This is a genomic window from Streptomyces sp. NPDC018031 (assembly GCF_044327625.1).
GTDB lineage: Bacteria > Actinomycetota > Actinomycetes > Streptomycetales > Streptomycetaceae > Streptomyces.
Map to the genome: position 1 here is coordinate 238,755 of NZ_JBIRFT010000007.1, position 19,008 is coordinate 257,762.

Annotated in this window: 11 protein-coding genes; 10 read left to right on the forward strand and 1 reads right to left on the reverse strand. The window is 72.9% G+C overall.

Annotated features, from left to right (window positions below):
* Window positions 1-27: 27 nt before the first annotated feature.
* The 10 genes from mrdA (at window position 28) to obgE (ending at window position 16,266) form a co-directional block, all read left to right on the forward strand.
* Window positions 28-2,166 (forward strand): penicillin-binding protein 2, encoded by a 2,139-nt coding sequence (gene mrdA, locus ACH4B3_RS19050; protein WP_398464022.1) that lies wholly within the window; start codon window positions 28-30, stop codon window positions 2,164-2,166.
* Window positions 2,163-3,365, forward strand: a complete 1,203-nt coding sequence (gene rodA, locus ACH4B3_RS19055; RefSeq protein ID WP_398464023.1) for a rod shape-determining protein RodA — start codon at window positions 2,163-2,165, stop codon at window positions 3,363-3,365. Before mrdA ends, rodA begins: the two co-directional genes overlap by 4 nt.
* A gap of 123 nt (window positions 3,366-3,488) precedes the next feature.
* Window positions 3,489-5,090 carry a CHAD domain-containing protein gene (locus ACH4B3_RS19060; RefSeq protein WP_398464024.1) on the forward strand — a complete coding sequence of 534 codons (1,602 nt, stop codon included), beginning with the start codon at window positions 3,489-3,491 and terminating at the stop codon, window positions 5,088-5,090.
* A 170-nt stretch (window positions 5,091-5,260) separates the two neighbouring features.
* Window positions 5,261-7,183: a TIGR03960 family B12-binding radical SAM protein gene (locus ACH4B3_RS19065; RefSeq protein WP_398464025.1), complete on the forward strand. Its 1,923-nt coding sequence runs from the start codon at window positions 5,261-5,263 to the stop codon at window positions 7,181-7,183.
* A gap of 98 nt (window positions 7,184-7,281) precedes the next feature.
* A complete protein-coding gene (locus tag ACH4B3_RS19070) occupies window positions 7,282-8,472 on the forward strand; it encodes a hypothetical protein (RefSeq protein WP_398464026.1) in 1,191 nt (396 codons plus the stop codon).
* Between the two features lie 114 nt (window positions 8,473-8,586).
* The gene (locus ACH4B3_RS19075) at window positions 8,587-9,390 is read left to right on the forward strand and encodes a TIGR03936 family radical SAM-associated protein (protein WP_398464027.1); all 804 of its coding nucleotides are present in this window, start codon (window positions 8,587-8,589) and stop codon (window positions 9,388-9,390) included.
* Between the two features lie 220 nt (window positions 9,391-9,610).
* A complete protein-coding gene (locus ACH4B3_RS19080; RefSeq protein WP_398464028.1) occupies window positions 9,611-13,714 on the forward strand; it encodes a ribonuclease E/G in 4,104 nt (1,367 codons plus the stop codon).
* Window positions 13,715-14,045: 331 nt separating this feature from the next.
* Complete coding sequence (rplU, locus tag ACH4B3_RS19085) at window positions 14,046-14,366, forward strand: 50S ribosomal protein L21 (protein WP_197988465.1); 321 nt, start codon at window positions 14,046-14,048, stop codon at window positions 14,364-14,366.
* A 14-nt stretch (window positions 14,367-14,380) separates the two neighbouring features.
* Window positions 14,381-14,638 carry a 50S ribosomal protein L27 gene (gene rpmA / locus ACH4B3_RS19090; protein WP_398464029.1) on the forward strand — a complete coding sequence of 86 codons (258 nt, stop codon included), beginning with the start codon at window positions 14,381-14,383 and terminating at the stop codon, window positions 14,636-14,638.
* A 191-nt stretch (window positions 14,639-14,829) separates the two neighbouring features.
* Window positions 14,830-16,266 (forward strand): GTPase ObgE, encoded by a 1,437-nt coding sequence (gene obgE / locus ACH4B3_RS19095; protein WP_398464030.1) that lies wholly within the window; start codon window positions 14,830-14,832, stop codon window positions 16,264-16,266.
* A 483-nt stretch (window positions 16,267-16,749) separates the two neighbouring features.
* Here the strand turns inward: obgE and ACH4B3_RS19100 are convergent, their stop codons facing one another.
* Window positions 16,750-18,837 (reverse strand): hypothetical protein, encoded by a 2,088-nt coding sequence (locus tag ACH4B3_RS19100; RefSeq protein ID WP_398464031.1) that lies wholly within the window; start codon window positions 18,835-18,837, stop codon window positions 16,750-16,752.
* Window positions 18,838-19,008 lie beyond the last annotated feature (171 nt).

The window sequence follows — 19,008 nt, forward strand, 5'->3', positions numbered from 1 at the left end:
CACCGTTCGCACGAGGTGCCGCGCGCGATGAGCAATATTCCGGAGACCGGACGGACGACACGCATCACCATCCGCCTCGTCGCCATCCAGATCCTGGTGTTCTCCCTCCTGCTCACCCTCGGCGGCCGCCTGTGGTACCTCCAGATCCGCAACGGTGACGAGTACGCCGACGAGGCGGCCAGCAACCACGTACAGCAGGTCATCCAGCCCGCCACCCGCGGCTCGATACTCGACGCGCGCGGCATCCCGCTGGCCGACAACGAGACCCGGCTGGTGGTCTCGGCGAGCCGTACCGACCTGATGAAGATGAAGGACGACGGCGAGGCCGTGCTGACCCGGCTCGCCGAGGTCCTCGACATGACCCCCAAGGAGGTCATGGACAAGGTCCGGCTGTGCGACTCGGAGACCCCGCAGCCCTGCTGGAACGGCTCGCCCTACCAGCCGATCCCGATCACCGACGAGGCCACCACCCAGCAGGCCCTGCAGATCCGGGAGCGGGCCGAGGACTTCCCCGGCGTCAGTGCCGAGCCGACCCCGGTGCGCCGCTACGCCGCCCCCGGCGAGTCCAACGCCGCCCAGGTCCTCGGCTACCTCTCGCCGGTCACCGACGACGAGATCAAGAAGGCGGAGGACAGCGAGTCGCCGCTGCTGCGCTCGGACCAGATCGGCCGTTCCGGCCTGGAACGCGCCTACGACGCGCAGTTGCGCGGCAAGGCCGGCGTCACCCGCTACGAGGTCGACAACCTCGGCCGGGTCATCGGCAAGGCGGAGAGCGACCGCGCCGAACCCGGATCGAACATCGTCACCAGCATCGACGCCCGGGTGCAGGCGGTCGCCGAGAAGGAACTGGCGCTGGCGATGAAGGACGCCCGCAAGGTCCACGACCGGAACACCGGCATGAACTACAAGGCCGACGCGGGCGCGGTGGTGGTGATGGAGTCCAGGACCGGCCGGGTGGTCGCCATGGCCTCCAACCCGACCTACGACCCCAACGCCTGGGTGGGCGGCATCTCCGGCAAGGACTACAAGCGCCTGACCGGCAAGGACTCCAACTTCCCGCTGCTCAACCGGGCCATCCAGGGCCAGGCCGCCCCCGGCTCCATCTTCAAGGTGATCCCGACCACCGCGGCGGTCAACGCCGGCTACTCGTTCGAGGGGCCCTACCCGTGCCCCAGCTCGTACAGCATCGGCGGCCAGGTCTTCAAGAACTTCGAGTCGGCCGGCCACGGCAGCATCAGCCTGGGCAAGGCGCTGGAGGTCTCCTGCGACACCGTCTACTACGCCCTGTCGCACAAGGAGTGGCAGAAGGACGGCGGGATCGACCCCAAGAAGAAGCCCGACGACTGGTTCTACAAGACCGCCCACCAGTTCGGCCTGGGCAAGGAGACCGGCATCGACCTGCCCAACGAGGTCGCCGGCCGGGTCCCGGACCGGCAGTGGAAGAAGGACTACTGGAAGGCCAACCAGAAGGTCTGGTGCAAGGACGGCAAGAAGGACGGTGACTACGCCCAGCGGATCGCCTACGAGAACTGCCTCGAAGGCATGAAGATGCGCGCCGGTGACTCCGTCAACTACTCCATCGGCCAGGGCGACACGCTCGTCACCCCGATCCAGATGGCGACCATCTACGCCGCCATCAGCAACGGCGGCACCCTCTACGACCCCTCCGTCGGCAAGGCCATCGTCAGCGCCGACGGCAAGAAGGTCCAGGAGATCAAGCCCAAGGCGCACGGCAAGCTGCCGATGGACGCCACGACCCGGCGGAAGATAAACGACGCCCTCGCGGGGGTGGCCACCCGGGGCACCGCCGCCTGGCGGTTCGTCGGCTGGCCGCAGGACAAGATCCCGATGCACGCCAAGACGGGTACCGCCGAGGTCTACGGCAAGCAGACCACCTCCTGGTTCGCGACGTACACCAAGGACTACACGATCGTCATGACGATCTCCCAGGGTGGTACCGGCTCCGGTGCCTCCGGCCCGGCCGTACGCAACATCTACAACGCGCTCTACGGAGTCGACACGAAGGGCAAGATCAACCGCAAGAAGGGGCTGCTGCCCGTACCGCAGCCCAAGCTGCCCAGGATCGAGGCCGACGGCACCATCGAGGCGAAGCCGTTCGGCAAGACCTACAAGGCGGTCGGACTGGGCGGAGGGAAGCCGCAATGACCGCGTCCCCCTCCGGCTACCCCATCCGGCGCTACGCCCCCGAGCCGGGCACCTGGCGCAAGCTGATGGCACGCGACTCGGTCGTGCGCCGGCTGGACTGGATACTGCTGCTCGCCGCGCTCGCGCTGTCGGCGATCGGAGCGGTGCTGGTCTACTCCGCCACCCGCAACCGCACCGAGCTGAACCAGGGCGACCCGTACTACTTCCTGCTGCGGCACGCGCTGAACACCGGCATCGGGCTGACGCTCGCGGTGGCAACCATCTGGCTCGGCCACCGCACGCTGCGCGGGGCGGTGCCGATCCTGTACGCGCTCTCGGTGGTCCTGGTGCTGGCGGTGCTCACCCCGCTGGGCTCCACCATCAACGGCGCGCACGCCTGGATCGTCATCGGCGGCGGCTTCTCGCTGCAGCCCTCCGAGTTCGCCAAGATCACCATCATCCTGGGCATGGCGATGCTGCTCGCCGCCCGGGTGGACGCCGGCGACCGCCCGGACCCCGACCACCGCACGGTGCTCCAGGCGCTGGGACTGGCCGCGGTGCCCATAGCGGTCGTCCTGCTCATGCCCGACCTGGGCTCCGTGATGGTGATGGCGGTGATCGTCCTCGCGGTGCTGCTGTCCTCCGGCGCCTCCAACCGATGGGTCGCCGGGCTGATCGGCACCGCCGTGCTCGGCGCGGTGCTGGTCTGGCAGCTCGGTGTCCTGGACCAGTACCAGATCGACCGGTTCGCGGCGTTCGCCAACCCGGCCCTGGACCCGGCGGGCGTCGGCTACAACACCAACCAGGCACGCATCGCCATCGGTTCCGGAGGGCTCACCGGCAAGGGGCTGTTCGAGGGCACGCAGACCACCGGTCAGTTCGTCCCCGAACAGCAGACCGACTTCGTCTTCACGGTCGCCGGCGAGGAGCTGGGCTTCCTCGGTGCCGGTCTGATCATCGTGCTGATCGGTGTGGTGATGTGGCGCGCCTGCCGCATCGCGCGGGAGACCACCGAGCTGTACGGCACGGTGGTGGCCGCCGGCATCATCGCCTGGTTCGCGTTCCAGGCGTTCGAGAACATCGGGATGACGCTCGGCATCATGCCGGTGGCCGGTCTGCCGCTGCCCTTCGTCTCCTACGGCGGATCGTCGATGTTCGCCGTGTGGATAGCGGTGGGGCTGCTGCAGTCGATCAAGGTGCAGCGACCGATAGCGGCCTGAGGCCAAGCGCCCGGAACGGCCCGGCCCGGTGCCGGGCCGTTCCGCTGCAAGGGCCCGCCGCGGTCGCGGGCCGGCCGTGCCGGGGGTATCGCCGGGGACGCGATGCGCGCGTAAGTTCTCCCTATGGCGCGCACCGTGCGAGAGGTGGAACGGAAGTACGAGGCGGTCGCGGGCAGCGGTTCGCCCGCCCCGGCCGCGCTGCGCGCGGTCACCGGGACCCCCGGCGTGGCCGCCCTGGAGGAGCGGGGCGACGTCGTCCTGGACGCCGTCTACCACGACACCGCGGACCGGCGCCTGGCCGCGCACGGCGTCACCCTGCGCCGCCGCACCGGGGGCGACGACCAGGGGTGGCACCTGAAACTGCCGGTACGCGCGCCGGGCGGCGGCGGCAGCCTGATCCGGGACGAGATCCGGGCGCCGCTCGCCGACACCGTGCCCGGTGAACTCCTCGCCCTGGTCAGGTCCCGCACCCGGGACGCCGAACTGCGGCCGCTGATCCGGCTCACCACCGTACGGACGGTGTGCCACCTCCTCGGCACGGACGGGCGGCGGCTCGCCGAGCTCGCCGTCGACCGGGTGGCCGCCGAGCGGATGGCGGGCGACCCCGGCCCGGGCTTCCACTGGACCGAGGTGGAGGTGGAGCTCGCCCGGGGCGGCGACGCCGGGCTCCTGGACCGCATCGAGAGCCGGCTCGTCGCGGCGGGCCTGCGCCCGGCCGCCACCGGCTCCAAACTCGCCCGAGCCCTCGCCGAGACCGACCCGGACCCGGCCGCGCAGACGGCGGCCGCGCCGGGAGCGGCGGCCCGCGCCGAACCCGGCAGCGCCGGCGAGGTGGTGCTGGACTACGTGCGACGCCAGATCGCCGCCATCGTCGCCCTGGACCCGGCGGTCCGGCTCGACACCCCGGACGCCGTGCACCGGATGCGCGTCGCCACCCGCCGGCTGCGCGCCACCTTCCGCTCCTATCGCGCGGTGCTCGACCCGGCCGGGACCGGCCCGGTCGCGGACGAACTGAAATGGCTCGCCGCCGAGCTGGGGGTGGACCGCGACCGGGAGGTGCGGGCCGCCCGGCTGGTCGCCGCGCTGGAACGGGTGCCGGACACCCTGCGGCTCGGGCCGGTGCGGGCCCGGCTGCGCATCTGGTCCCAGGCCGAGCGCAGCGGCTCGCGGGCGCGCCTGCTCGCGGTGCTGGACGGCGCCCGGTACCTGGCGCTGCTGACCGCGCTGGACGCCCTCACCGCCGACCCGCCGGCCACCGCCGACGGCGCCCCGGTGCTGCGCCCGGCCGCCGCCCGCCCGGCGCGGAAGGTCCTCCGCAAGGCGGTGCGCAAGGACTTCGCACGGCTCACGGCCCGGCTGGCGGCCGCCTGGGAGGCTCCGCCGGGGGACGACCGGGACCGGGCGCTGCACGAGGCGCGCAAGAGCGCCAAGCGGGTGCGCTACGCCGCCGAGGCGGCCCGGCCGGGGCTGGGCGACGCCGCGGCCGGGCTGGCCGAGCGGATCACCGAGGTGCAGCGGCTGCTCGGTGAGCACCAGGACAGCGTGCTGGCCCGGGCGACGCTGCGCGACCTCGCCGTCCAGGCCCACGCGGCGGGCGAGAGCACCTTCACCTTCGGGCTGCTGTACGGGCGGGAGGAGGCGGCCGCGGCGGCGGTCGAGCGCGCGCTGCCGGGGCTGTGGCGGGAGGTCTCCGGGAAGGAGCACCGGGCGGCGCCGGAGGGCTGACCGCGGCGGCGGCGCCTCCCCGGCGCCCGGCCGGGCACCGGCCCCCGAGGGCACCGCCCGGCTTCCGGCGTGCCGCCGCCCGCGGTGGCCGCTGTGATCGTCGTGCCGGGGGCCGCTCGGAGCGGGTTACGCTTGAGGGTCACTCCTGCCAGCACACGAAGGTCACTGTGATGCCTGTCGAGTCCGTCTTCCCCCAGCTCGAGGCGCTGCTGCCGCATGTGCAGAAGCCCATCCAGTACGTGGGTGGAGAGCTGAACTCCACCGTCAAAGAGTGGGACGGTTGCGACGTCCGCTGGGCACTCATGTACCCGGACGCGTACGAGGTCGGGCTGCCCAACCAGGGCGTCATGATCCTTTACGAGGTCCTCAACGAGCGCGAGGGCGTGCTGGCGGAGCGCACCTACAGCGTCTGGCCGGACCTCGAGGAGCTGATGCGCGAGCACGGTGTGCCGCAGTTCACCGTGGACAGCCACCGGCCGGTGAAGGCGTTCGACGTCTTCGGGCTGAGCTTCTCCACCGAGCTGGGTTACACCAACATGCTCACCGCCCTGGACCTGGCCGGCATCCCGCTGGAAGCCGCGGACCGGGGTCTGGACGACCCGATCGTGCTGGCCGGCGGCCACGCCGCGTTCAACCCGGAGCCGATCGCCGACTTCATCGACTGCGCGGTCATCGGCGACGGTGAGCAGGCGGTGCTGGAGATCACCGAGATCATCCGGGCCTGGAAGGCCGAGGGCCGCCCCGGTGGCCGCGAGGAGGTGCTGTTCCGGCTGGCCCGGACCGGCTCCGTCTACGTCCCCGGCTTCTACGACGTCGAGTACCTGCCCGACGGCCGCATCGGCCGGGTGGTGCCGAACCGGTCCGGGGTCCCGTGGCGGGTGTCCAAGCACACCGTGATGGACCTCGACGAGTGGCCGTACCCCAAGCAGCCGCTGGTCCCGCTCGCCGAGACGGTCCACGAGCGGATGTCGGTGGAGATCTTCCGCGGTTGCACGCGCGGCTGCCGGTTCTGCCAGGCGGGCATGATCACCCGCCCGGTCCGGGAGCGGAGCATCACCGGAATCGGCGAGATGGTCGACAAGGGGCTCAAGGCGACCGGCTTCGAGGAGGTGGGCCTGCTCTCGCTGTCCTCCGCGGACCACAGCGAGATCGGCGACATCGCCAAGGGCCTCGCCGACCGGTACCAGGAGGACAAGATCGGGCTGTCCCTCCCGTCCACCCGGGTCGACGCCTTCAACATCGACCTGGCGAACGAGCTGACCCGCAACGGCCGCCGGTCCGGTCTCACCTTCGCCCCCGAGGGCGGCTCCGAGCGCATCCGCAAGGTCATCAACAAGATGGTCTCGGAGGAGGACCTCATCCGGACCGTCGCCACCGCCTACGGCAACGGCTGGCGCCAGGTGAAGCTGTACTTCATGTGCGGCCTGCCGACCGAGACCGACGACGACGTGCTGCAGATCGCCGACATGGCGACCAAGGTGATCGCCAAGGGCCGCGAGGTGTCGCGGTCCAACGACATCCGCTGCACGGTGTCGATCGGCGGGTTCGTGCCGAAGCCGCACACCCCGTTCCAGTGGGCGCCGCAGCTGTCCGCCGAGGAGACCGACGCCCGGCTGGAGAAGCTGCGCGACAAGATCCGCGGCGACAAGAAGTACGGCCGCTCCATCGGCTTCCGCTACCACGACGGCAAGCCCGGCATCGTGGAGGGCCTGCTCTCCCGGGGCGACCGGCGCGTCGGCGCGGTCATCCGGGCCGTCTACGAGGACGGCGGGCGCTTCGACGGCTGGCGCGAGCACTTCAGCTACGACCGCTGGATGGCGTGCGCCGGGAAGACGCTGCCCGAGTTCGGGCTGGACGTCGACTGGTACACCACCCGGGAGCGGAGCTACGAGGAGGTCCTGCCCTGGGACCACCTGGACTCCGGCCTGGACAAGGACTGGCTGTGGGAGGACTGGCAGGACGCGCTCGACGAGACCGAGGTCGAGGACTGCCGCTGGACCCCGTGCTTCGACTGCGGCGTCTGCCCGCAGATGCAGACGTCCATCCAGATCGGCCCGACCGGGAAGAAGCTGCTGCCGCTCACGGTGAAGTGACGCCCGCAAGCCGTGGGTGAAACCCGCCGCGGCCCCGGCGGCCCGGACACGGGGCCGCCGGGGCCGTGCCCGTTCCGGGCGGGCGATACTCTGCCCGGATGGACGGGTACACGACATCCTCGACGAGACAGCCGGGACCACCGCAGGCACCGGAAGGCTGTCTGACCAAGGCCATCCGGCTGCCGGTCCAGTTGATCGCGCTGATCGTCGTCGTCCCGCTGCGGCTGCTCTGGGACGCCCTGGTCTACTGCTGCCGGGGCCTGTACCGGTGGGTGCTGACACCGCTGGGCCACGCGCTGCGCTGGCTCTTCACGATCTTCGTCGTGGTCCCGCTGCGCGCCCTCGGCACCGCCCTGGCCTGGCTGTTCCGCTACCTGGTGTGGGTGCCGCTGCGCTGGATCTACCAGGTGCTGCTCACCCCGGTCGGGCACGGTCTGCGGTGGCTGTGCCACTACCTGGTCGTGGTGCCCGCCGTCGCCTTCTACCGGTATGTGCTCACGCCGGTGGGCCACGCCGTGCTGTGGGTGGCGCGCGGGATCTGGGCCGTCGTCACCTTCGTGGTGCGGTACACGATCGTGGTTCCGCTGACCGCGCTGTGGCGCTACGTGCTGGGCCCGGTCCTCGGCGCGATCTGGTCGGTGCTGGTCTGGGCCTGGACGGTGGCCGGCCGGATCAGCCGCTTCGTCTGGATGTGCGTGAGCACCCTGTTCCGCTGGGTCTTCGTGATCCCGGTGGCATGGCTGTGGCGGCACGTGCTGAGGCCACCGCTGGTCGCGTTCCGCGACCACCTGTGGCGCCCGGTCGCCCGCGCGGTGCGGCAGGCGCTGCGCGGCGTGCGCCGGGCACTCTTCGGCGCCCCGAGCGCGCCCCCGGGCGGCGGTCCGGTCCCGGCGCAGCGGACCCCCGGACAGCCGGACCCGGGACAGCCGGCACCGGTGCCGGTACCGCACGGGGCGGCGTATCCGCACGGCGGACACCCGCGGTACCCGTACCCGGGGCCCGGCCACCCGGCCCCCTACCAGCAGCCGCCCGCCGCCGGCCCGTACCCGCCGGCCGCCGGGGGACACCAGCCGGGACCGGGGCAGCCACCGGCCCCGCAGCCCGGACCGTACCCGCAGCCCGGCCCGGGCCAGACCCCGTACCCCGGCCCGTACCAGCAGCCGGCGCAGCAGCCGCAGGCCGGATACGTCAACCCGTACCAGCAGGCCCCGCAGCAGCATCCGGCGCCGTACCCGGCGCCGCGGCAGTCGGATCCGCGGGCCCCGCGGGGCTCCGGCTCCGGGGACTGACGGGAACCCCGCCCCGCCGGGGCACGTACTCTAGGTAGCAGTACGACGGCACTCACGAAGGACTGAACGACACTGGGCAAGCGACAGCCCGAAGGCCCGCCGCCCGCACCCGCGGTGCAGCGCATCCGACTGCGCTACACCAAGCGCGGCCGCCTCCGGTTCACCAGCCACCGCGACTTCCAGCGCGCCTTCGAGCGGGCGCTGCGCCGCGCCGAGGTGCCCATGGCGTACTCGGCGGGGTTCACCCCGCACCCGAAGGTGTCGTACGCCAATGCCGCACCCACCGGCACCGGCAGCGAGGCCGAGTTCCTGGAGATCCAGCTCACCGAGGCGAGGGACCCGGACACCCTCCGGTCGCTGCTCGACGCGTCCCTGCCCGACGGGCTGGACATCACCGAGGCGGTGGAGGCCCGCACGCCGGGTCTGGCCGACCGGTTGCAGGCGTCCGTCTGGGAACTCCGGCTCGACGGGGTGGAACCGGCGCAGGCGGAGAAGGCCGTCGCGGCCTTCCTGGCGGCCGGGACCGTGGAGGTCGAGCGCCGCACGAAAAACGGGTTGCGGACCTTCGACACCCGCGGTGCGGTCGTCCGGCTCGAAGCCCTCGAACCGGCGGCCGATAGGCCCGGCGACGGTGCCTGTGCGATACTGCGGCTGGTGGTTCGGCATGTGACACCTGCCGTTCGACCCGACGACGTCCTGTCCGGCCTCCGCGCTACGGCCGACCTGGCGCCGCCGGTCCCCGCTGCGGTGACCAGGCTGGCGCAGGGGCTGCTCGATGAGGAGACCGGCACGGTGACCGACCCGCTCGCGCCCGATCGCGAGGCAGCCGAGGCCGCCCCACCCATGGCCGCCCAGGCTGACCTCCCCCTCCCTTCGCAGGGGGGACCGGCAGCGAAGGCGCCGGAAGGTCCCGCGTAAGGACCGCCGTCGACGCGCCGCCGAAGCACCAGGGAGCCACCCGGGTCCGGCAGGCGCAATGACCAGGAGACTTTCGCCGGTACCGCACAGTCGGTCCCGGCGAGCGAGACGACAGCTCCCGTGTGGCGACCGCGCCCCGGGCAGTGGCACCGCGCTCATCGCGCGGTCCCTGGCCGGAACCGGACGCGGCGCCCGGGAGCGTGACGGGAGAACCGCCCGCATGCTCGAACCAATTGAGCCCACAGAGCCGCAGGACCTGAACGGAGCGGGGCAGCGGAACGCGCGTAGCGCCGCCGCCACCGCCGGGTCCGAGAACAACAGCCCCAGCGACACCCTGCCGCCGCGCCGCCGGCGCCGGGTGGCGTCCCGCCCGGCCGGGCCACCGGCCGGCACGGCGGAGGACGCCGCCGAGGTGACCGCCGCGGCCGGCCCGGCCATACCGGCGGCGCAGTCCGCCGACGAGCCCGGCGCCGAGGCTGGGTCGCTCGCGATGGACAGCGAGGCCGCGGAGGCCGAGACCAAGCCCGCGCGGACGCGCCGCCGGGCGACCCGTAAGGCGACCGCTCCGGCGGGTGCCCCGGCTCCGGCCGAGCCGGTGGCGGAGTCCGCGCCGGTGGCGGAGGAGCCCGCCGGGACCGCTGCCGCCGAGACTCCGGCCGCCGAGGCCGCGGAGCCGGAGGCCAAGCCCGCTCGTGCCCGGCGTCGGGCGACCCGCAAGGCGACCGCTCCGTCGGGCGCCCCGGCCGCCACCGAGACTCCGGCCGCCGAGCCCGCCGCCGAGACCCCGGCTGCCGAGCCCGCCGCCGAGACCCCGGCTGCCGAGACCCCGGCCACCGAGGTCGCGGAGGCCGAGGCCAAGCCCGCTCGTGCCCGTCGTCGGGCGACCCGTAAGGCGACCGCTCCGGCGGGTGCCCCGGCTCCGGCCGAGCCGGTGGCGGAGGAGCCCTCCGGGGCCGCTGCCGCGGAGACTCCGGCCGCCGAGACTCCGGCGGCCGAGGCCGTGGAGGCCGCCGAGCCCGAGGCGAAGCCCGCGCGGACGCGCCGCCGGGCCACCCGCAAGGCCACCGCTCCGGTCGCCGAGGCTGTCGAGGCCGCCGAGGCCGAGGCCCCGGCCGCCGAGGAGCCCGCCGGAACCGAGACCCCGGCCGCCGCCGAGGCGCCCGCGCAGGAGGAGGCGCCGCGCCGCGCCCGTCGGCGCGCCACCCGCAAGACCACCGCGGCCGAGGCCGCCCCGCAGACCGCCGAGGAAGCGCCGGCCGCCGCTGCCGGGCGTGCCGCGGCCGACGCCGGTGCGGACACCGAGCCGGAGGCGCCCGCGCGGACGCGGCGCCGTGGGGTGCGTCCGCCGACCGCCGTGTTCCAGGCCCCGGTGTTCGCCGAGCCGATGTTCCAGACGCCGGAGACGGCGGCCGCCGCTGCCGCCGCCGAGGCCGAGCGGCTGGCCGAGGAGGAGACGGAAGAGGAGGACGCGGAGCAGCTCCGTCCGTCCGGCCGCCGCCGTCGCCGCCGTCGCGCCGAGCTGATCGAGGACCGGACGCCGGTCGAGGAGGCCCCGGAGGCCGACGAGCAGGCCGGTGCCGAGGACGAGGAGTCCGCCGAGGCCGAGGCCGAGGCGGAGGCCGGTGACGAGGAGTCGGGCGACCGTCCGTCGCGCCGCCGTCGCCGTGGTGGCCGCCGCCGTCGCCGGGGTGAGGCCGCCGACGCGGACGCCGGCGAGGAGTCCGAGGCACCCTCCGGCCGGGAGGCCGAGGAGGGCGCCGAGCCGGCCGAGGTCGAGCCGGAGGACACCGAGGCGGAAGCCGAGGAGCAGGCCGAGGAGGAGTCGTCGGGCGGCTCCACCAGCAGCCGTCGCCGTCGCCGCCGTCGCCGCCGCAGCGGGGACACCCTCGAAGGCGAGGCGGGAGGCGACGACCCGGAGCGTACGGTCGTCAAGGTCCGGGAGCCGCGCAAGCGCGAGGAGCCGTCGGACGAGGTGCAGTCCATCAAGGGCTCGACCCGTCTGGAGGCCAAGAAGCAGCGCCGTCGGGAGGGTCGCGAGCAGGGCCGCCGCCGGGTGCCGATCATCACCGAGGCCGAGTTCCTGGCGCGCCGCGAGGCCGTCGAGCGGGTCATGGTGGTCCGGCAGAGCGGCGAGCGCACCCAGATCGGCGTGCTGGAGGACAACGTCCTCGTCGAGCACTTCGTCAACAAGGAGCAGGCGACCAGCTACGTCGGGAACGTCTACCTGGGCAAGGTGCAGAACGTCCTGCCGTCGATGGAGGCCGCCTTCGTCGACATCGGCAAGGGCCGGAACGCCGTGCTGTACGCGGGCGAGGTGAACTTCGAGGCGCTCGGCCTGGCCAACGGGCCGCGGCGGATCGAGACCGCGCTGAAGTCCGGCCAGTCGGTGCTGGTCCAGGTCACCAAGGACCCGATCGGTCACAAGGGTGCCCGGCTGACCAGCCAGGTGTCCCTCCCCGGCCGCTACCTGGTGTACGTGCCCGAGGGCTCGATGACCGGTATCAGCCGCAAGCTCCCGGACACCGAGCGCGCCCGGCTGAAGCAGATCCTCAAGAAGATCGTCCCCGAGGACGCGGGCGTGATCGTCCGTACCGCGGCGGAGGGCGCCAGCGAGGACGAGCTGGCCCGCGACGTCAGCCGCCTCCAGGCGCAGTGGGAGGAGATCAAGAAGAAGGCGAAGAGCGGCAACGCGCCGGCGCTGCTCTACGGCGAGCCGGACATGACCGTCCGGGTCGTCCGCGACATCTTCAACGAGGACTTCTCCAAGGTCATCGTCAGCGGTGACGAGGCATGGGAGACGATCCACGGCTATGTCTCGCACGTCGCGCCGGACCTCGCGGACCGGCTGCAGCGGTGGACCTCGGACGTCGACGTCTTCGCCACCTACCGCATCGACGAGCAGCTGATGAAGGCGCTGGACCGCAAGGTCTGGCTGCCCAGCGGCGGCTCGCTGGTCATCGACCGGACCGAGGCGATGGTCGTGGTCGACGTCAACACCGGCAAGTTCACCGGCCAGGGCGGCAACCTGGAGGAGACGGTCACCAGGAACAACCTGGAGGCGGCCGAGGAGATCGTGCGCCAGCTGCGGCTGCGCGACCTCGGCGGCATCATCGTGATCGACTTCATCGACATGGTGCTGGAGTCCAACCGGGACCTGGTGCTGCGGCGTCTGCTGGAGTGCCTGGGCCGGGACCGGACCAAGCACCAGGTGGCGGAGGTCACTTCGCTGGGCCTGGTCCAGATGACCCGCAAGCGGGTGGGCCAGGGGCTGCTGGAGTCGTTCTCCGAGCAGTGCGTGCACTGCAACGGCCGCGGTGTGATCGTGCACATGGACCAGCCCTCGGCGCTCGGCGGCGGAGGCGGCGGCAAGCGCAAGAAGAAGAAGGCCGGGCAGCAGGCGGAGGCCGAGCAGACCGTCGAGGCGGTGACCGAGATCGCCGCGGAGACCGCGGCGGAGGTCGCGGCGGAGACGGCCGCCGAGGTGGCCGCCGAGGTCGCGGAGCCGGAGCCGGTGGTCGCGGCCGAGCAGGCCGGTGCCCCCTTCGCGCCGGACGAGGAGCTGTACAGCAGCGCCGCGGAGGCCGAGGCCGCCGCGTCCCGGGGCCGGGGCCTCAAGGGCGCGGGCGGTGCGACCCGCACCCGGCGCCGGGCCACCCGCAAGGCGTCCGCTCCGGCGGGTCCGCCGAAGGACACCGCCCCGGAGCCGGTGGTCGTGGTGGCCGCCGAGGAGCCCCAGGCCCCGGAGCCGGCCGCGGCGGCGCCCGCCCCGGAGCCGGAGCCGGCCGAGCCGGTGACCGTCGCCGAGCCGGTGGCGGCCGCCGAACCGGAGGCCGCGCCCGCACCGCGGGCCCGCCGCCGGGTGACCCGTAAGGTGTCCGCTCCGGCGGGCTCCCCGGCGGGGGCCGAGGAGGCCGCCGTGGTGGTCGTCACCGCTCCCGCGGCGCCGTCCGAGGCGCCCGTGGCGCCGGCGGGCGTCACCGGGGCGGAGGCCGCCGCCGAGAGCGGTGCCGCCCCGGCGGAGGCAGCGGTCGAGTCGGGTGCCGAAGCGGAGCCCGAGGCCGCGGCGCCGGCGAAGAAGACGGCCCGCAAGGCCGCCAAGAAGGCGCCGGCGAAGAAGGCCACCGCCAAGAAGACCGCCGCGAAGACGACCGCGGCGAAGACGACCGCGGCGAAGAAGACGGCGGCCAAGAAGACGACGGCGAAGAAGACCGCCGCCAAGAAGACGACGGCCAAGACCGCGGCCAAGAAGACGGCGGCCGGGAAGGCCGCCGCGGCCGAGGAGAAGGCCCTGTCGTCGGTGTCCGGCGCGGCCGACGAGTCGTAACGGCCGGTGCCCGTCCGCCCCGGTCCCGCACGCACCCGCGTGCGGGACCGGGGCGGACGCGTGTCCGCGGCGCCGCCCGGCCGCGGTCCGCGGGGGCCGGCGGCCGGGCGCGCCCCGGGGCCGGTCTGACCCGCCGGGGCCCCGGTTTGACCCCCTGGGCCGGGGGACCGTAATCTTGACCGTCGGCGTCTGTACGCCACACCCCTGAGCACATCCCTCCCGTTCTCCGGGAGAGGCCGCTCGTCCTCACGGATGTATCGGATCCCGGTTCCTGGGGTCCCTGTGAGCGGCTGGCATCAGAGGTTCCGTTCCGAGCGAGAGAGAGTTCCGCGTGTACGCGATCGTGCGCACCGGCGGCCGCCAGCAGAAGGTGTCCGTTGGCGACGTCATTGAGGTTGACCGTATTTCCACCAGCAAGGTCGGCGACAGCGTCGAGCTCTCGACCCTGCTCATCGTGGACGGCGACGCGGTCACCAGCGACCCGTGGGTCCTGGCCGGAGTGAAGGTGCACGCCGAGGTCGTGGACCACCACAAGGGCGCCAAGATCGACATCCTGAAGTACAAGAACAAGACCGGCTACCGCAAGCGGATCGGTCACCGTCAGCTGCACACCGCGCTGAAGATCACCAAGATCGACGCGGCTGCGAAGTAAGGGACTGAGGAGAGATGGCACACAAGAAGGGCGCATCGTCCACTCGGAACGGTCGCGACTCCAACGCTCAGCGGCTCGGCGTCAAGCGCTTCGGCGGTCAGGTCGTCAACGCCGGTGAGATCCTGGTCCGCCAGCGTGGCACTCACTTCCACCCGGGCTCGGGTGTCGGCCGTGGCGGCGACGACACGCTGTTCGCGCTGGCCGCCGGTGCGGTGCAGTTCGGCACCCGCCGTGGCCGCAAGGTCGTGAACATCGTTCCGGTCGCTGAGTAATCAGCCCGTAGAACGACTCCGAGGGCGGACCTCACTTCCCCGTGCGGGAAGCGGGTCCGCCCTCGCTGCGTTGACACTGAAGACACCGGGTGCGCACCGGACCGGACCAGACCGGTCGGACCCTTCGAAGACAACCGCTGTCCTCCGCCCGTAGGCGGCGCGGAGAGCGAACCACCCTGGAGGCACCAGCAATGACCACCTTCGTGGACCGCGTCGAGCTGCACGTCGCCGCGGGTAACGGAGGCCACGGCTGCGCCTCCGTGCACCGCGAGAAGTTCAAGCCGCTCGGCGGCCCGGACGGCGGGAACGGCGGCCGTGGCGGGGATGTGATCCTCACCGTGGACCAGTCCGTCACCACGCTCCTCGACTACCACCACAGCCCGCACCGCAAGGCCACCAACGGCAAGCCGGGCGAGGGCGGCAACCGCTCCGGCAAGGACGGCAGCGACCTGGTCCTGCCGGTCCCGGACGGCACCGTCGTCCTCGACAAGCGCGGGAACGTGCTCGCCGACCTCGTCGGCGAGGGCACCACCTACATCGCCGCCCAGGGCGGCCGGGGCGGTCTGGGGAACGCCGCGCTGGCCTCCGCGCGCCGCAAGGCCCCCGGTTTCGCGCTGCTCGGCGAGCCGGGCCAGGCCGGGGACGTGGTCCTGGAGCTGAAGACCGTCGCGGACGTGGCCCTGGTGGGCTACCCGAGCGCCGGCAAGTCCTCGCTGATCTCGGTGCTCTCGGCCGCCAAGCCGAAGATCGCCGACTATCCCTTCACCACGCTGGTGCCCAACCTGGGTGTGGTGACCGCCGGGTCCACGGTGTACACCATCGCGGACGTGCCCGGCCTGATCCCCGGCGCCAGCCAGGGCAAGGGGCTGGGCCTGGAGTTCCTGCGCCATGTCGAGCGCTGCTCGGTGCTGGTGCACGTGCTGGACACCGCGACCCTGGAGTCCGAGCGGGACCCGGTCTCGGACCTGGACGTGATCGAGGCGGAACTCGCCGCGTACGGCGGGCTGGAGGGCCGGCCGCGGCTGGTCGTCCTCAACAAGGTCGACATCCCGGACGGCCAGGACCTCGCCGACATCATCCGGCCCGAGCTGGAGCAGCGCGGCTACCAGATCTTCGAGGTGTCCGCGGTGTCCCGCACCGGTCTGAAGGAGCTGTCGTTCGCGCTGGCGGGCATCGTCGCCGAGGCGCGCGCCGCCCGGCCGAAGGAGGAGGCGACCCGGATCGTCATCCGCCCCAAGGCGGTGGACGACGCCGGCTTCACGGTGACCGCCGAGGAGGAGGGCCTGTACCGGGTGCGCGGCGAGAAGCCGGAGCGCTGGGTGCGGCAGACCGACTTCAACAACGACGAGGCCGTGGGCTACCTCGCCGACCGCCTCAACCGGCTCGGCGTGGAGGAAGCGCTGGTCAAGGCCGGTGCACGGGCGGGCGACGGGGTGGCCATCGGCTCCGAGGACGACGCGGTCGTCTTCGACTGGGAGCCGACCATGGCCGCCGGTGCCGAGATGCTCGGCCGGCGTGGTGAGGACCACCGCCTGGAGGCGCCCCGTCCCGCCGCGCAGCGCCGCCGGGACCGGGATGCGGAGCGCGACGACGCGGACCGCGAGTACGACGAGTTCCGCCCCTTCTGACCCTCGGGCCCCAGGCCCCACCCGGCTCCTCCCGGAGGCCCGGCTCCCGGCCGGGCCTCCGGCCGTTCTCCGGGCCGGGCCTCCGGCCGTTCTCCGGGCCGGTACCGGGCCGCCGCAGGCCCCGGGCCCGACCGGCCGCACACCGCCCGCAGGCGCACGGGTACGCCTCCCGTCCGGCCGCACCCGCCCACGGGGCGGACGCCGGCGGCCCCGCACCGGCCGGGGAGGATGTACGGCTCGCAGACGGACAAGGCGAAGGCCCCGGAGGCACCTGAGCCTGCACAGTCCCGAAGACCTCGAACACGTCGCCCGGGAACTCAACGGCCGCCCACGCAAGACGCTCGGCTGGGATACCCCAGCCGAGCGTCTACGTGATCTACTCACCACCTGAAAGCACGTGGTGTTGCGACGGCCCCTTGAACCCAAGGTCCTCTTGGGTTCAAGGGGCCGTCGCCGTGTCCCGTGGCCGGGCTCGGACGGTGCTCAGACCGCCGCGGTCTCCTCGGAGCCCGGGCTGCCCGGCTCCAGCTCCATCTCCTCGGCCGCGTCGATCGCCTCCCGCTGCGACGGCAGCTCGGCGGCCATCCGGGAGGCCATCCGGGCCTGCCGCTCCTCCGCCTCGGCGGCCAGCGTGAGCGCCGCCTGGTTGAAGCGGACCATGGACGGCGGGTCGGACGGGCCCAGCAGGTGCTCCTTGAGCGCGGCGCGGGCGCCGGCCAGGGTGTCCTTCTCGGGCTGCCGGACCGACTCCAGCAGAGCCGGGATCCCGGCGGCGTCGGGGGAGAGGATGGCCGCCGCCCGCACGGTCGGGAAGCCGGACCTGAACTCCTCCTCCGACATGCCGCTGGTGTTCGCCACGGCGTACGGCTTCTCGCTGCTCAGATAGTCGGAGACGACGCTCGACACATCACTGATCAGCAGGTCGGCCTGGTTGAAGCAGCTGAAGATCGCCGGGCGCGGGCCGGTGACGATCTGGTGCTCCCACTCCGGCAGCGACGCCCAGAAGGCGTTCTCCCAGGCGGTCAGCGCCTGGTCGACGCGGGCCGCGCGGCCCTCCTCGGGGCTGCCCTGGAGCATCATCCGCTCGATCTCGTCCGCGCTGGCGCGGAACGAGGTGGTGGTGAGCCGGGTCAGCTCGTCGGTGCGGCGGGCCAGCTCGGCGGCGGCCTCCGGGCCGGGCCGGGCGCCGCTGCGCCGGGTGTTGGCCTCGGCGATCATCGCCTTGATGCGCTCGTTGGCGGCGCCGGCCTGCGGGACCACCGAGCCGGTCATCGGGTGCGGCTTGTAGACCAGTCGCACCGACGGGTCGGCGAGCAGGGCGCGGACGATGTTCTCGCCGGCCAGCATGACCGAGGTGTTGCCCGGGTTGCCGTCCCAGCCCTCCCAGGTGGGGGCGTACAGCACGGTGGTGTACTCGCCCGTGGGCGGACCCGAGTAGGGGCGGATCGGGGCCAGCTGCGGACGGCCCACCTCCACCACGTCCCGGTCGTCGATGCCGATGTCGGCGAGCTGGTAGCGGTCGCGGGCGGCCGGGCCGGCCACCCACACCTCGTCGTACGCCTTGGCGTAGGGGTTGCAGCTGGACAGCTTGTCGCTCTCGCCGTGGTTGATGAACGCGTGCTTGATCGACGGGATGCGCAGCACCTGGGAGGTCTTGCCGGAGTTCGCCGGGTGCAGCAGCACCTTGAGCGCGGAGTGCTCCAGCCGCATCAGGTTGGCGACCTTGGGCACGCAGATGATCGGCACGTCGGTGGCGTCGATCTTCTGCACCATGAAGCGCTCGCGGAGCACGATGATCGGCTTGCCGTCCAGCGAGGCGAGCGTGGAGAGCCACATGTTCGCCTGGTACGCGGACGAGGTGCCGCCGGAGAAGTACATGCCCACGGTCGGCTGGTACTCGGCCAGCCAGGAGTCCAGCCAGGCCAGCGCCTTCTGCTCGTTGACCGCGCGCTTGCGCGGCAGCGCCCAGGTCGCCAGGTGCGCGGTGCCGCCGATGCCGATGAGGAGCGCGACGGCCAGACCGGCGCCGCCCCACCAGGCGTTCTCGGTGGCCGCGGAGACCAGCAGGCCGGCGGTGGCCGGGAGCGCCAGGCGCAGCAGGCGACGGCCGTGCTGGCGGGCGAAGATCCGCGGCGGCGCGGCGCTCAGGTGCAGCGCGGAGGCGTCGATGTTGCGGGTCACGAACGGCAGCTGGCGGGTGCGGCGCACCAGCACCGCGGCCGCCTGGCAGGCGAAGTGCACCAGGTAGAACAGCAGCAGGCCGCCGGTGAGCGGCGCGTGCTCGTTCAGCGGGTCGATACCGTCGACGCGCAGCAGTCCGACCAGGATGAACATGTCGCGGATCAGCTGCCGCACCACGACATCGAAGCGGATCTTGCTCAGCAGCGACAGCAGGCCGGGCTGCTGGTGCTGGAGGTAGAGATCGAGCGCGAGGCCACCCGCCGACGCGGCGATGAGGAGCGGCACATTGGGGAGCACGGCACCGATGAGCTGGGTGGTGAAGAACACCACCATCGCGATCAGTGCCGCCAGCTGTACGGCTCGACGGGAGGACGTTCCGGCAGAGGGCACGGGGTGGGCTCCTGGCAGGAGAGCGACGGACGAGGAGAGGGTCTGGCGTGAGTTGGCCATCTGTTCCACACACCGACGTCTGGGCGACGTCTGCGGTTGCGGGACGAGCCGACCACTGACCGTATGACGCGGCCGGGCCCGGTGACAATCTCCGGTGACATCAATCACCTC